Raw genomic sequence first — 14,845 nt, forward strand, 5'->3', positions numbered from 1 at the left:
ATGACTTTTCACGTTATTAATATATTTAATACTATTTTAAAGATTTGATTAATGAAAAAAATCTTCTTTCTCCTGTTTATATGCATTTTCTCTCTTGGTTTTTCCCAAAAAAAGAAAAAAACAAAATCTAAAGCTGTTGTTGAAAAAGAAACAGTGATCATTTATACCGAGCAGGATGCAGAGTCCTCAAAAGAAGCCCGGGTTATTGCCGGTTTCCTGAAACAGAATCCGGGACATGCTAAGGCTGATTATTTTAAAAGAAAGCTGATCGATATGATTATGGCCAATAATTCTCCTGAAGCAAAACCTACGATTAAGCCCATCAGTAAAGATAAAATAGAAAATATTGTTAAAAATAATGAACTGAACAGCGGGAGAACAGTTGCTGTAAATAAACCGGCTGCTACCAACGGTAAAGCTGCCGTTAATAATAACACAGCAGCAGCTATAGAAGCTTTAAAAGAAGAAAGAAGAACAAGCTATGCTGCGGTAGGATCTGCAAAAAGCGCTGGGGTTAGTAAATCTGAGCCGAGTGAAGAAGCCAAAAGAACAGCGGCTATGCTTACGCATATGTTTAATAATGATGCTAATAAGAATGAAGCCTATATTAATATTAAAAACCGTTCTTCCTGTAATCTGGTTGTAAAAATAAGCGGTAAAAAATATTATAATCTGAGTGTACCCGCGAAAGGACAAAACTTTATATTGATAGATAAAGGAGAATATGTAATGACAACGATGGTATGTGATGCAAAATATTCTTCTGTAAAAAGAATTGATCAGGATATTGAGATTGCACTTAATGTAGCTGATTAGGAAAGAAGATTACTAAAATAAAAAAAGGTTAAGAAGAAATTCTTAACCTTTTTTATTTTTATCCTTTATACTGACCCATCGCAATGAATTTATCCTGCCTTTGGGTTTCAAGCTCATGTCCTGTAAATTTGGAGAAAGCTTTGATATTTTGTAAAATAGAATTTTTCAGGTTTAAGTAAGTTGTCTCCTGATCATACTGAGCACCTCCAAGTGGTTCTTCTATGATTCCGTCGATAAACTTTTCTCTTAAAGCATCCTGTGGAGTAAGGTTAAGTGCATTGGCTGCATCCTCCTTGTGATCCCAGTTTCTCCATAAGATAGAAGAGCAGCTTTCTGGTGCGATTACCGTATACCATGTATTTTCCAACATATATACTTTATTTCCTACCCCTATTCCTAATGCTCCACCACTGGCTCCTTCTCCAATGATATAAGTGAAGATCGGAGTTTTTAGCTGAACCATTTCAAAAATGTTTCTTGCAATAGCTTCTCCCTGTCCTCTCTCTTCAGCTTCCAATCCTGGATAAGCCCCCGGGGTATCTACTAAAGTTACTACAGGGATATTGAATTTTTCAGCAAGCTTCATTAGTCGTAACGCTTTTCTGTATCCTTCAGGATTTGGCATTCCAAATCTTCTGTACTGTCTCTCTTTAGTTGTTCTTCCTTTTTGAGTACCTATGATCATTACTTTCTGACCATCAAGGGTAATCAATCCTCCAATCATTGCCGGATCATCAGCGAAATTTCTGTCTCCGTGAAGTTCTAAGAAACTGCCCTTGTCTGCCATTCCTTTAATGTAGTCCAGTGTATAAGGACGATCCGGATGGCGGGACAGTTGTACTCTTTGCCAAGGTGTAAGATTTCCATAGATTTCTTTTTTCTTTTCTAAAATCTTGTCCTCAATCTGGCTGCATGCTAATTTTACATCAACACCACTTTCCTCTCCTACTAAAGAACACGTCTGGTATTGATCCATCAATTCTTTGATAGGAAGTTCGAAACTTAAATATTCCATTTCTTGAAGTAAATTAAATCTTTCAAATGTATGAAAAATATGGTAATTTTATTTAAAATTATTTATTGCATTGTTTATTCTGGAGGTAGTTTCCTCTTTACCAATGGTTTCCATGATATCCGGAACGTCTGGTCCCTTTAGTTCTCCTACTAAAGATAATCGCAGAGGCATCATTACTTTCCCCATTCCTAAACCTTTCTTTTCAGCAAAATCATGCATAGCCTGCTTCAATGTCTCAGCAGCGAAGTCTGTAGACTCAAAAATTGAAGCTAGCTCACCCAAGATAGCGGAGGTTTCATTATTCCAAGCTTTTTTTGATGCTTTTTCATCATAAGAAATTGGCGCTTCAAAGAAAAATTTTCCGTTTTCATAGATATCTTTTGGGAAAGTTGCTCTTTCTTTCATCAGGTGAATTACCTTTAAAAGCTTTTCGTCTGAAGCATTGGAAAGATCAACATCGGTATTTCTCATGATCTGAAGAATTTCCTCATCAGATTTCAACTGAATATATTGATGGTTAAACCATTCAGATTTCTCTTTACTGAATCTTGCTCCTGCCTTGTGTACTTTATGAAGATCAAATTCTTTGATCATCTCTTCTAAAGGAAGAATTTCTTTATCATCAGCAGGAGACCATCCTAATAGGGCAACCATATTGATAAAAGCATCAGGAAGATATCCGTTTTCTCTATATCCTTTAGAAATGATTCCTGTCACAGGATCTTTAAAATCAAGAGGGAATACTGGGAACCCGAACTTATCACCGTCTCTTTTGCTCAATTTTCCTTTTCCTTCAGGTTTTAAAATTAAAGAAAGGTGTGCAAATTGTGGTGCTTCCCACTTCATTGCTTCATATAATAAAGTGTGTAAACCTAAAGATGGAAGCCATTCTTCACCACGGATAACGTGAGATATTTCCATTTCGTGGTCATCAACGATGTTGGCAAAATGATAAGTCGGCATTCCGTCATTTTTTACCAAAACCTTATCATCTAATGTATTTGTATTGACAGAGAATTTACCGCGGATAATATCTTCAAGGTTCAATACTCTGTCTACAGGCATTTTGAAACGTATAACATAGGGTGTTTTTTCATCCAGTAACTTCTGAACTTCTTCCTCAGAAAGAGCAAGGCTGTTTCTGAGTCTGTTTCTGGTTTTATTATCATATGAGAAAACATCACCTTTAGCTTCAAACTCTGCACGCATAGCATCCAGCTCTTCAGGCGTATCAAATGCCAGGTAAGCATAATCTGTTTTCAGGATCTGCTCTACATATCTGTCATAGATGTCTCTTCTTTCAGATTGTCTGTAAGGAGCAAATTTCCCTCCTTTTTTAGGACTTTCATCAGGGATGATTCCGCACCATTCCAATGCTTCTTCAATATATTCTTCAGCTCCTTCCACATATCTTGCAGTATCTGTATCTTCAATTCTTAATACAAATTCTCCGCCTTGATTTTTCGCAAAAAGATAATCATATAATGCGGTTCTTACGCCTCCCAAATGTAAAGGTCCGGTAGGACTTGGAGCAAAACGTACTCTTACTTTCTCCATTTCAATTAAAATTTTGGTGCAAATTTACTTAAAATTATGCGGTTAAGTGACGATTTGTGATTGGGTATTATCTTTTTAATTCTGATTATTATTTTTTAAACAGGTGAAATTATGAGAATAGTGTTTAAATATTGGTGAGAAACTTTTGTAATGGGGAGGTATTAAAAAGTCCTGCTTTTTTCAGGTAAATGAGGATCTTAAAAATGATTTATAACCAGATGTTGGCTTTTTTGAACTTAATTTCTAAATTTGTACCCGTTAAGACAGATAATAATATACTGGAAATTAGGAATAGATATTGAGGAAATATTTTATATTGGCAGATGAATCTATCTACACATTAAAAAAAAATGGATGAATAATAATATTTCGCTTTTAATCGGACTGAAAAATAATCTTGAATATTCAAAGAGTTGTTATTATTCAATAAGAGAAAATTATCCTGATACTGAAATTGTTCTTGTAAGCTATGGAAGTTCAGACGGAACTCACATATGGCTTGATTCTTTACAAGATGAAAATCTTGTCTGTTTTTTTAGTGAAGAAGAAAAAACACTTTCAGATACTTATAACAAAGCAATAGAAATTTCTACCAAAGATTATATTTGTTTTTTACATAATGATATGGTTATTGGCCGAGATTTTTTGTCCTCGCTTGAGAAAGCTTTATCAAAAAATAAAGTGGTATATTACAAAGTAATTGAACCGCCTGTTTTTGCTTCAGATAAAAGGCTGTGGAAAGAAATTAAGGATTTTGGAAGCGACTTTGAAACCTTTCAGTTTGATCGTTTTTTTCAATTTGAAAATAATAGGATAAAACAAAAAGGAGAATATACTAATGATGTAAGCTTCTTTCTGGCAGCAAAAAAAGATGTTCTGGTAAAAATAAATGGACTAGATCCTCTTTTTAAACCCATGTTTTGTGAAGATGATGATTTAATTCTGAGGCTGAAGATGTCAGGAGAAAAAACCTTTGTATGTCCAGATGCTATTGTTTATCATTTTGTAAGTAAGACCTCTCGGTTTTCTGAGGAATTTCAGAACAAAACCAAAAAGATCGAAGAAAACTCTTTACGTAATTTTATACGGAAATGGGGATTTACTAATCAGTCTAAAACTAAAAAGAAACTGCAGTATGGTTTGATTTTGGATAACCCTACTGATGAAACAGTCAGAGAACTGGAGATATTTGTTGATCATATTTATTCGGACTATAGCGCTTCGAAGTATATAGAAAATGAACAAAATAATACCAAATTTGATTTAAATGGCAAATTTAAAGGTAAAAACACTCCAGTTACTGATGATATTATCATAAAATTCGATGCTAAAAAACTTTCTGATAAAAACCGATCTACCTTCAGGAATCTTGCAGATTGTATTGAAGACAAAAAGAATTCGGAAAAGAATATTTTTCAGAAGTTTTTTGGAAAACCAAATTGTTTTAAAATTAATAATCTTAGGGTAGAGTTAAAGCAGCATAAGTCTTATGAACAACAACTTATAATCAGAAAAAATGTTTGATTTTTTTAAACCGATAACGATTACTTACGGAATTACAGTTTGTAATGAATACCAAGAGCTAAAGCTGCTTTTAGATGTGCTGTTTCCACTAATTGATAAAAATGACGAGATTCTTATCTTACGGGATGTAACTAATCCAGATCAGAAAGTCGGGGAGCTGCTGGAAGCTTATCGCTCCAAAGTAAATGTTATAGAAGCTAAGCTAAATGGTGATTTTGCAACCTTTAAAAATACGCTTATTAAAAATGCAAAGTCCCGGTATCTTTTTCAGATAGACGCTGATGAATACCCGAAAGAAAAACTGATTAAAGATCTCAAATGGTTTTTATTTAGAAACAGAAAGGCGGATTGTTTTCTTATTCCAAGGGTAAATATTGTCAATGGTATTACCAATGAATATCTTGAAAAATGGAACTGGAAAAAAGATAAGAATAATTATATTAACTTTCCGGACTTTCAAACCAGACTGTTTAAACTAAATAAAAATATCTGTTGGCAGAATAAAATTCATGAAGTATTGATTAACTATACCAGAAAGAAAGAACTGCCAACCGAAAATGATGATTATTGTCTGGTTCATATCAAAGAAATGGAAAGACAAAAAAAGCAAAATGCTTTTTATGATACTTTATAATTATAACACTAGAGAAATATATAATATTTCATGAAGATAAAACTTATTTTTGACGTTGAAGTTATTGGGAATGCCTATAAGATTAATCAAACCGGAATATTCAGAGTAGCTTATGAATTGTTTAGGCGCTTTGTTTCCCAGAAAGAAATAGAACTTTTTTATTCCAATTTTAACTTTAATAATCATAAAGAAACTCACTCTAAAATTGATCGTTTTCTTTCTGATCATCAGCTGGTGCTTAAGAAAGCCAATAATTGTGAAAGAATTAAGTTTATACCCTTTAGAAAAGAAAAACCTTTCAGAAAATTATACAATAAATTAGGAATATTTGATTATAAAATAAGTTATAATCAAGACATTCACGAAGCTCAGATTTATCATTCTTTATATTATCCTATTCATAAGAGCTTAGAAGAATTTCCTCACCTTAGAAAAATTGTTACAATTCATGATTTGATTCCGATTTTATTTCCTGAGTATAATGACAACACACAGCTTTTGAAAAATACGATTGAAAGTATCGGAAGAAATAATTATGCCATATGCGTTTCTGAAAATACAAGAAAAGATTTACTGGAGTTTGCTCCCTATTTAGACCCTAAAAAAGTTTTTGTGAGTAGGCTTGCTGCTTCTCCAGATATATTTTATCCATCTCTAGATAAAGAAAATAATACTTTAATAAAGGAAAAATATAATCTTCCTGAAAAATATATATTAAGTTTAAGTACATTAGAACCGCGTAAGAATATAGATCATTTAATCAGATCATTTGTTAAGATGATTACCAAGTATGATGTCAAAGACTTGTGTCTGGTATTAGTAGGTTCGAAAGGCTGGCAGTATGATAAAATCTTTGAAGAATATGAAAATGCCAAAGAACTAAAAGAACGAATTATCATTACAGGAAGAATTCCTGATGAAGATTTGGCCGCGGTATACAGCCAGGCTAATTCCTTTTATTATATGTCGCTTTACGAAGGATTTGGGCTTCCTCCGCTTGAAGCAATGCAGTGTGGTATAGCAACAGTTACCTCCAATACTTCTTCTCTTCCTGAAGTGGTAGGAGAAGCTGGCATACTACTTGATCCAAAAGATGGAGATGCTTTATCGGAAGTGATCTGGACATTATACAACAATGATGAATACAGGGTAGAATATGCACGGAAAGCTATTTTGAGGGCTAAAGAGTTTTCCTGGGAAAAAGCAGTGGAAGAGCATATTAATATTTATAATGAGATATTGCAATAGAAAATTAAGAAGATATTGAAAAAGAAACTTTTGTATTTTATGCCTGATAATCCAATATCCGGAAAAGCAGGAAATACGACTAGACTCAATCAGATGCTTTCTTATTTTAATAATTTTGAGAGTGTTGCAGTAACATTTGTATCATTAAGAGACTGGGGGATGTGGAAAAAAGAAGAAGTGAAAATTTTTTCTGAAAAATACCCTAATGTTGAATTAATCCTTTTAGATAAAAAGTATAAACACGAATTTTTTAAATATTTTTTCCTTTACAAATTACCTTATTTTTTCAAGAAAAATCCAATTGATTTGACAAGTTGGATTTTGAGGAAAGAATTCGCAGAAATTGTTAATCCCCGTCATTATGATAATATAATCATCAGCTATGCCACTTGGGGAGAGATTATCAGTAATGTACAGCCCGAATCAAACTTTATTATTGATACCCATGACTTTATTACTGCTCAAAATAGTAATAAATGTAATAAAATTGGGAAATTATTTCAGTATGAAATTAATATTTTAAAGAAGTATGATGAGATCTGGACCTATTCTAAAGAAGAAGAATATATATTCGGACAATTTACCAATAAAAAGGTAGAATATTTACCAATTCCTTTTCCTCAAAAACCACTTACTCCTTTAAAGCAGGATTACAAATATGACGTTGTGTATGTAGCGAGTAACAATCCACATAATGTTAATAGCATTCATTGGTTTTTAGAAAATGTTTTGCACTATTTAAAAGACAATATTAAAATTCATATTATTGGAAAAGTAGGAAAGGAAATTAAGAAAGAATACCCTAATGTAGTTATCTATGGAATGGTTGATGACTTGCAGGAATTTTATGAGAATGCAAGAATAACAATCTGTCCAATGCTGAGTGGAACAGGCGTTAAAATTAAAGTGCTGGAATCTTTGAGCAATAATTTACCTGTTGTGACCAATACCCGCGGAGTGGATGGTCTTTCACAGAAAAATGATAATGGCTGTCTGGTAACAGACGATGCCAAAGAATTCGCTGAATATATTGAAAAGCTTTTGGCGAATGATGAATTATATGATGCTTTAAGGTATAAAGCACATGAGTTTATTAAGAATAACCACAGTCTTGAAAAAGAAATCGTTTTCTTTAAAAACAAATTTTCCTAAACTTTCTCCGTTATTATTATATGGCAAAAATCTTAATTGATCTTGAACGTCTTAGATATCCCAACTCAGGGATTGCAAATGTATTTCGAAATCTGGCCAAAGGCTTACAAGAAAATAATTCTAAATTTGAAATATCTTACTTCGGAGAAAAGGAGCAGCTTGAGAGGTTCAAATCTAAAAATAATTATGTTTTCTGGAGTAAAACACACCGTTTCTTTGAACGTTTCAGTGGAGGGTTTGATCTGATCCATGTAAGTCATCAGCTTTCTTCTTATTTCCACAGGAATTATAAGAGAACTATAAAAGTTGTGACACTTCATGACCTTAACTTTTTACATGAAAACCTAACCGATCTGAAAAAGAAAAAAATGCTTGGAAAGGTTAAAAACAATGTGAAAAACGCAGACTATATTGTTTGTATCTCAGAGTATGCGAAGCAGAATTTAATTCAGAATAAAGACCTTTTTACCTTCACTAAGCTTAAAGATATAGTCGTGATCCATAACGGAATTGACCTTCCGGAAAACAGAGAATACCATTTAGGCAAATACAGCTTTTTAAAAGATAAAAAATATATTCTGAATATAGGGGTGCTTTTCAATAAGAAGAATCAGCTGACGCTGGTTGAAATGCTGCCTTATATTGAAGATGATCTGGTTCTTATAGCTTCTGACGAAAAACAACCTTATGCAGATGAAGTTCACGGAAGAATTCGGGAATTAGGACTTGAGAAGAGAGTTCATTTCATGAAAGATCTTTCTGAAGAAGAAAAATATGCAGTTATCCAGCATGCGGATGCCATGTGTCATCCTTCTATTGCAGAAGGTTTTGGGATTCCACCTATTGAGGCAATGGCTTTTGGAAAACCTGTTTTTCTTTCAAAGTACACAAGCCTTCCGGAGATTGGAGGAGATCATGCATTCTATTTTGACAGTTTTGAGCCAAAAGAAATGGCTGATTTATTTAAAGAGAAAATGCTTCTGTACAATAACCATCAGGAAGAAATGAGTCTGGAAATAAAAAATTGGACAAAACAGTATAGTTATACCGAAATGTCCAATAATTATCTTAAGTTTTATGAAAAAGTTCTTGGAAGAAATTAATTTTTATATTCCACGAATGTTTTCTCAATAATTTTTACACAATCAAGAAGTTGTTCTTCAGTGATTACCAATGGTGGTGCCAGCCTGATAATATTACCATGGGTTGGTTTTGCCAGTAGACCATGCTCTTTCAGCTGTAGACAAAGATTCCATGCAGTAGAACTGTCAGGAGTATCATTGATAAGAATTGCATTTAAAAGACCTTTTCCTCTTACTTTAGTGATAAGGGCTGTTTTATCCATTAATTTTTCGATTTCCGCTCTGAACAGCTGTCCAAGCTCTTCTGCTCTTTCAGACAATTTTTCTTCAGCTACAACATCCAGGGCAGCTACTGCTACTGCACAGGCAATTGGGTTTCCTCCGAAGGTAGAACCATGTTGTCCCGGCTTGATCACATTCATGATGTTGTCATTGGCTAATACTGCAGATACAGGATACATCCCTCCGGAAAGTGCTTTTCCGAGAATTAAAATATCCGGCTGAACATCTTCATGGTGGCAGGCAATTAATCTACCGGTTCTTGCAATACCTGTTTGTACTTCATCAGCAATGAAAAGCACATTATGTTTTTTGCAAAGTTCAGAAGCGTTTTTAAGGAAGTTCTCATCCGGTACATATACTCCGGCTTCTCCCTGGATAGGTTCTACTAAAAATGCCGCAATATTTCCTGCTTCTCTGTTCAGCACTTCTTCCAATGCTGCAACATCATTATAAGGAATCTTAATAAATCCTGGTGTAAAAGGTCCATAGTTTTGGTTAGCGTCAGGATCGTTGGAGAAAGAAACGATTGTAGTTGTTCTTCCGTGGAAGTTATTTTCACAAACGATAATTTTTGCTGCGTTCTCTGAAATTCCTTTTACTTCGTAGCTCCATTTTCTGGCTAATTTTACTGCCGTTTCCACAGCTTCCGCTCCGGAATTCATGGGTAAAACTTTATCAAACCCAAAAAGAGTTGTAATCTTTTCTTCGTATTCTCCCAGTTTTGAGTTGTAGAAAGCTCTTGATGTTAGCGCCAGTTTTTTAGCCTGCTCCACTAATGCTTCTACAATTTTAGGGTGTGAGTGTCCCTGATTCACAGCAGAATATGCTGAAAGAAAATCATAATACTTTTTGCCTTCTACATCCCAAACGAAAACACCTTCTCCACGATCCAGAACTACTGGAAGAGGGTGATAATTGTGCGCTCCATGTTTGTCTTCAAGGTCAATAAAATACTGTGAGTTTTTTGTTTTTTCTGCTGTTGACATATACTTTGGTTTTTTACAAATTTACGCAATATTAATTAGATGCCTGAACAAAAACGTAATGCAGTAGACGGGTGTCATTAAAGTGTATTTTAAGGTTGTGCTATACCGTTGTAGAAAATATTCCTTGAGCATCTCAGGGATGTAGGTTTTATATCTTTACAACTTAATTTTTTGTTTTTAATTATAAATTTTATTGGGAAAGAAGATTCTTTTTAATTTTCTCCTGAGTAGCCCTGTCAATATTCAGCCCTTTTTCAAAATAATTTTCTATTGAACCATAATTGTTCTGAACAGCTGTAAAAGCAGCATCAAGATATTCTTTTTTCACGCCCAAAACATCAAGGATAATATTTTCTTCTCCGCCAGCGGATACAAAATCTTCGATTTCTTTCTTGTATGCAGGAACTAAGTAGGTATTTGAATCTAAATAATTGCTGTAAATCTGATCTTTGGGAGTTCCTAGGAGGCTCAAAAGAGAGGCTGCAGCCCAACCTGTTCTGTCTTTTCCAGCCGTGCAGTGAAAAAGAGCAGGTAGATTTTTTCCATCGGCTAGGGAAAGGAAAAAATCATGATAGGCTTTTTTAGCACTTGGCAGCACTATAAGGTCAGAATAAATCTGTTTAAATAACTCAACGGCCTTGCCGTTACCCAGAGCCTTATTAACTTCTACAGGATTTTGTAATGTTTTTCCTAATGTGGCAGCACCTACAGTACTGGCATCTGCCAGAACATCCAGCCAGACTTCTTTTACACTTCCGGGAATTTGATCCGGAGATTCTGATCTTTCTGCAGCCGTCCTTAAATCGTAAACGGTTTTTAAATGCAGGGCATCTATTTTCGATTCATCTTCTGTTGAAATCGGATTCAGCTGGTTGGAACGGTATAACAGGCCAGTTTTTATTTTTTTGCCGTCTGCTGTATCGTAGCCACCTAAATCTCTGAGATTAGGGATAGACGGGATATTAAGATTAGCTCCTGCACTGAGGGTATGCATGGATTCTGTTTTTACTGTTTTGTTGCAGCCTAAAATTGGGGTCATCATTAATAATACAATAGTTTTTTTAATACGGTTTCTTTTTATCATATTGTTTTTAAAAGCAGAGTTTGATTCGTTTACTCACGTTCCATTTTTCTCTTTCTATACCAACGAATTTACAATATTATGGGCGAGAATCAAGTGCTTTTAAATCATTTACATTATATTATTGAAAGTGGTTTATAATTTACTTTCATTGTTTCAAAAAGAAAAAACAAAAGAATGTAAATAGATTCCCTTTTCATCTTTGTTTCAGGAGAAAGCAGAGAGTTTTATTTTTATTATAAGGATTATTTAAATTTTAGAGCATGAAAAGTTGAGGTTTCATATAATGGTATTTTGGCTTTTATATCAGACATATCGCTTTTAAATTTTGAATAAGATTATTCACTTATGATTTTTATAACAGAAATTTCACCTACAATATTAATCAGGGTCTGTCTTTCTCAGCCAGGTACAAATAAAGTGCAGAAAATGAATATCTTATATAGTGTTTTCTTCATTTTGAAGATGAAAATGGGCTGTCTAAGTGAAGATAATGAATAATTTTATGATTTATAAAGCAAACAGGCGGTTCAATGAACCGCCTGTTGTTATCTGGATGATGTAATCTTAATGATTATCATATTTTTTATCCATTACAAAATCTTCCATGAATTTTGTAGTATAGTTTCCTGCAAGATAATCCTCATTATCCATCAGCTGTCTGTGGAAAGGAATAGTAGTTTTTACTCCTTCAATATAGAATTCCTCAAGGGCACGTCTCATTTTTGCAATAGCTTCCTCACGGGTTTGTGCCGTAGTGATGATCTTAGCAATCATAGAGTCATAGTTGGAAGGGATTGTATATCCTGAATACACGTGAGTATCTACTCTTATTCCGTGTCCGCCCGGGATATTTAATCCTGTGATTTTCCCTGGAGACGGTCTGAAGTCTGCATAAGGATCTTCCGCATTGATTCTACATTCAATAGAGTGCAGTTTCGGGTAATAGTTGATTCCTGAAATAGGAGTTCCCGCAGCAAGAAGAATTTGTTCTCTGATCAGGTCATAATCAATTACCTGTTCAGTGATAGGGTGTTCTACCTGGATTCTTGTATTCATTTCCATGAAATAGAAATTTCTGTGTTTGTCTACAAGGAATTCGATAGTTCCCACACCTTCATATCCAATGAATTCAGCAGCTTTTACAGCAGCATCACCCATTTTTTCACGAAGTTCATCTGTCATGAAAGGAGAAGGAGTTTCTTCAGTTAATTTCTGATTTCTTCTCTGTACAGAACAGTCTCTTTCAGAAAGGTGGCAAGCTTTACCATATTGGTCTCCGGCAACCTGAATTTCGATGTGTCTAGGCTCTTCAATCAGTTTTTCCATATACATACCTCCGTTTCCGAAGGCAGCTACCGCTTCCTGAATTGCAGATTCCCAGTGCTCTTTAAGGTCTTCCGCTTTCCAAACAGCTCTCATCCCTTTACCTCCGCCACCTGCAGTCGCTTTGATCATTACCGGGTATCCAGTTTCTTCAGCAACCTTTACAGCATGCTCGTAAGATTCAATCAAACCGTCAGAACCTGGTACACAAGGTACACCTGCTGCTTTCATGGTAGCCTTAGCGTTCGCTTTGTCTCCCATTTTCTCAATCTGTTCAGGAGAAGCACCAATAAATTTGATACCGTTCTTCTGGCAGATTCTTGAGAAGTTAGCATTTTCAGATAAGAATCCATAACCTGGGTGAATTGCATCAGCATTGGTAATTTCTGCAGCGGCAATAATGTTAGGTATTTTAAGGTATGAGTCTTTGCTCATAGCAGGGCCAATACAAACTGCTTCATCCGCAAATCTTACGTGAAGACTGTCTTTATCAGCAGTAGAGTATACTGCAACGGTTTTGATCCCCATTTCTTTACAAGTACGTAAAATACGCATTGCAATTTCGCCACGATTGGCTATTAATATTTTTTTGAACATCTTCTTCAATTTGAAAATTAGATAATTTGAAAATCAGATAATGTTATTTCAATGTAGAATTTAATCTAACACCTAACGTCTAACATCTAACATCTAAATTAAGATGGATCTACTAAGAATAATGGTTGGTCGTATTCTACAGGAGTAGCATCATCCACTAGGATCTTAACGATTTTTCCGCTGATCTCAGATTCAATCTGGTTGAATAATTTCATTGCTTCAATTACACAAACAACTTTACCTACAGAAACATCATCACCTACATTTGCAAATACATCTTTGTCCGGAGATGGTTTTCTATAGAATGTTCCGATCATTGGAGATTTGATAGTTACATATTTGCTGTCATCAGAAGCGGCTTCAGCTTTCTCAGCAGCAGGAGCAACTGGAGCTGCAGCAGGTGCCGGAGCAGCTACCGCTTGAGGAGCTGTATGGTATACTGCAGGTTGTGCATATACAGCATCGCTTCCAGCTAATGGAGTTTTAATAGTGATTTCGAAATCTTTAGTCTTGTACTTTACTTCAGAAACTTCAGCTTTAGATACAAACTTAATAAGATTTTGTATGTCTTTAATGTCCATAAATTTGATATTTGATTTTGGGTCAAAGATACCAAAAAAACGTAAAAAACAACAAAAAACCGCCAAATTTTATCAAAATTGGGCGGTTTTTGTATTAAAATGAGGCTTTTTCAGTGAAAAGCGACTCTTAGTTTTCTTCAGTAGTAGCTACTTCTTTTTCCAATACTACTTTACCTCTGTAGTAAAGTTTTCCTTCATGCCAGTGAGCTCTGTGGTATAGGTGAAGCTCTCCTGTTGTTGCATCTTTAGCTAATTGAGGAACTACAGCTTTGTAGTGAGTTCTTCTCTTATCTCTTCTTGTAGACGACTGTCTTCTCTTTGGATGTGCCATTTTCTAATAACTTTTTTAATTGATGAGCGATGAGATTCATCATCTCATCATATTTAAATTATTCTATTTAATTATTGTCTCTTAATTTTCTTAAAGCGTCCCATCTCGGATCATTTTCATGTTCCTCCTCTTCAGCTTCTTCAACGTCTTTCGGACCGAACTGATCAAGAATCTCCAGATCTTCATCATTGATATTCGGTGAAATCTTTTTCATGGGGATGGAAAGCATTACATTTTCATAAATCAAATGTGCTACATTGAAAGCATGCTCGCCGGTAGGAATGGTAATGACATCTTCATTGCTGTCATCATATTCTTCTCCGAAATTCACCAGAATTTTGATTTCATTCTCGATAGGATAGTCGAAATCTTCATTTGTGATATCACAAACCAACTCTACTAAACCTTTTATCTTAATCACAAACTCTAAAAAAGTAGTGTGCTTATCTAATAAAGCAATTACTTCTATTCTAGGAGTTGTAAATTCCTGTTCAGTGTCAAATAATTGAAAGAACGTTTTATCGATCTCAAACTTGAACTCGTGGCTTCCGTTTTTAAGTCCGGAAAAGCTTACGTCATAGTTTCTTAACTTGTCCATAAAATGAGTGTGCAAAAATATGCATTTTTTTTATA

Annotated in this window: 14 protein-coding genes; 6 read left to right on the forward strand and 8 right to left on the reverse strand. The window is 34.5% G+C overall.

The window, feature by feature from the left end:
* Nucleotides 1-51: 51 nt before the first annotated feature.
* The gene (locus tag AC27VX_RS19450; RefSeq protein WP_236856291.1) at nt 52-816 is read left to right on the forward strand and encodes a DUF6759 domain-containing protein; all 765 of its coding nucleotides are present in this window, start codon (nt 52-54) and stop codon (nt 814-816) included.
* A gap of 58 nt (nt 817-874) precedes the next feature.
* Here AC27VX_RS19450 and AC27VX_RS19455 read toward each other — a convergent pair whose 3' ends face one another.
* On the reverse strand, nt 875-1,831 hold the full coding sequence (locus AC27VX_RS19455) for an acetyl-CoA carboxylase carboxyltransferase subunit alpha (RefSeq protein WP_300685018.1): 957 nt from the start codon (nt 1,829-1,831) through the stop codon (nt 875-877).
* 48 nt (nt 1,832-1,879) lie between these two features.
* A complete protein-coding gene (gene gltX / locus AC27VX_RS19460; RefSeq protein ID WP_236856289.1) occupies nt 1,880-3,388 on the reverse strand; it encodes a glutamate--tRNA ligase in 1,509 nt (502 codons plus the stop codon).
* A gap of 354 nt (nt 3,389-3,742) precedes the next feature.
* Here gltX and AC27VX_RS19465 point away from each other — a divergent pair, with 354 nt between their 5' ends.
* Genes AC27VX_RS19465 through AC27VX_RS19485 form a run of 5 tightly spaced genes read left to right on the forward strand, consistent with a single transcriptional unit; the run spans nt 3,743 to nt 9,049 of the window.
* Nucleotides 3,743-4,912 (forward strand): glycosyltransferase family 2 protein, encoded by a 1,170-nt coding sequence (locus AC27VX_RS19465; protein WP_488697416.1) that lies wholly within the window; start codon nt 3,743-3,745, stop codon nt 4,910-4,912.
* The gene (locus tag AC27VX_RS19470) at nt 4,905-5,546 is read left to right on the forward strand and encodes a glycosyltransferase (RefSeq protein ID WP_236856287.1); all 642 of its coding nucleotides are present in this window, start codon (nt 4,905-4,907) and stop codon (nt 5,544-5,546) included. Before AC27VX_RS19465 ends, AC27VX_RS19470 begins: the two co-directional genes overlap by 8 nt.
* A 30-nt stretch (nt 5,547-5,576) precedes the next feature.
* Nucleotides 5,577-6,794 (forward strand): glycosyltransferase family 4 protein, encoded by a 1,218-nt coding sequence (locus AC27VX_RS19475; RefSeq protein WP_488697418.1) that lies wholly within the window; start codon nt 5,577-5,579, stop codon nt 6,792-6,794.
* Between the two features lie 15 nt (nt 6,795-6,809).
* Nucleotides 6,810-7,946, forward strand: coding sequence for a glycosyltransferase (locus tag AC27VX_RS19480; protein WP_488697420.1), 1,137 nt, complete (start codon nt 6,810-6,812; stop codon nt 7,944-7,946).
* A 20-nt stretch (nt 7,947-7,966) separates the two neighbouring features.
* Nucleotides 7,967-9,049 carry a glycosyltransferase family 4 protein gene (locus AC27VX_RS19485; protein WP_236856284.1) on the forward strand — a complete coding sequence of 361 codons (1,083 nt, stop codon included), beginning with the start codon at nt 7,967-7,969 and terminating at the stop codon, nt 9,047-9,049.
* Here AC27VX_RS19485 and rocD read toward each other — a convergent pair.
* The 6 genes from rocD to AC27VX_RS19515 all read right to left on the reverse strand — a co-directional run bounded on the left by rocD (nt 9,046) and on the right by AC27VX_RS19515 (nt 14,810).
* Nucleotides 9,046-10,296 (reverse strand): ornithine--oxo-acid transaminase, encoded by a 1,251-nt coding sequence (gene rocD, locus AC27VX_RS19490; protein ID WP_236856283.1) that lies wholly within the window; start codon nt 10,294-10,296, stop codon nt 9,046-9,048. The genes AC27VX_RS19485 and rocD overlap by 4 nt on opposite strands.
* A 190-nt stretch (nt 10,297-10,486) precedes the next feature.
* Nucleotides 10,487-11,380: a tyrosine-protein phosphatase gene (locus AC27VX_RS19495; protein WP_488697423.1), complete on the reverse strand. Its 894-nt coding sequence runs from the start codon at nt 11,378-11,380 to the stop codon at nt 10,487-10,489.
* A gap of 564 nt (nt 11,381-11,944) precedes the next feature.
* A complete protein-coding gene (gene accC / locus AC27VX_RS19500) occupies nt 11,945-13,300 on the reverse strand; it encodes an acetyl-CoA carboxylase biotin carboxylase subunit (protein WP_236856281.1) in 1,356 nt (451 codons plus the stop codon).
* Between the two features lie 98 nt (nt 13,301-13,398).
* Nucleotides 13,399-13,881 (reverse strand): acetyl-CoA carboxylase biotin carboxyl carrier protein, encoded by a 483-nt coding sequence (accB, locus tag AC27VX_RS19505; RefSeq protein ID WP_236856280.1) that lies wholly within the window; start codon nt 13,879-13,881, stop codon nt 13,399-13,401.
* A gap of 127 nt (nt 13,882-14,008) precedes the next feature.
* The gene (rpmF, locus tag AC27VX_RS19510) at nt 14,009-14,212 is read right to left on the reverse strand and encodes a 50S ribosomal protein L32 (protein WP_007843326.1); all 204 of its coding nucleotides are present in this window, start codon (nt 14,210-14,212) and stop codon (nt 14,009-14,011) included.
* Between the two features lie 67 nt (nt 14,213-14,279).
* On the reverse strand, nt 14,280-14,810 hold the full coding sequence (locus AC27VX_RS19515; RefSeq protein ID WP_236856279.1) for a YceD family protein: 531 nt from the start codon (nt 14,808-14,810) through the stop codon (nt 14,280-14,282).
* Nucleotides 14,811-14,845: the final 35 nt, after the last annotated feature.

The organism is Chryseobacterium sp. 14P4.3.2, assembly GCF_057799275.1.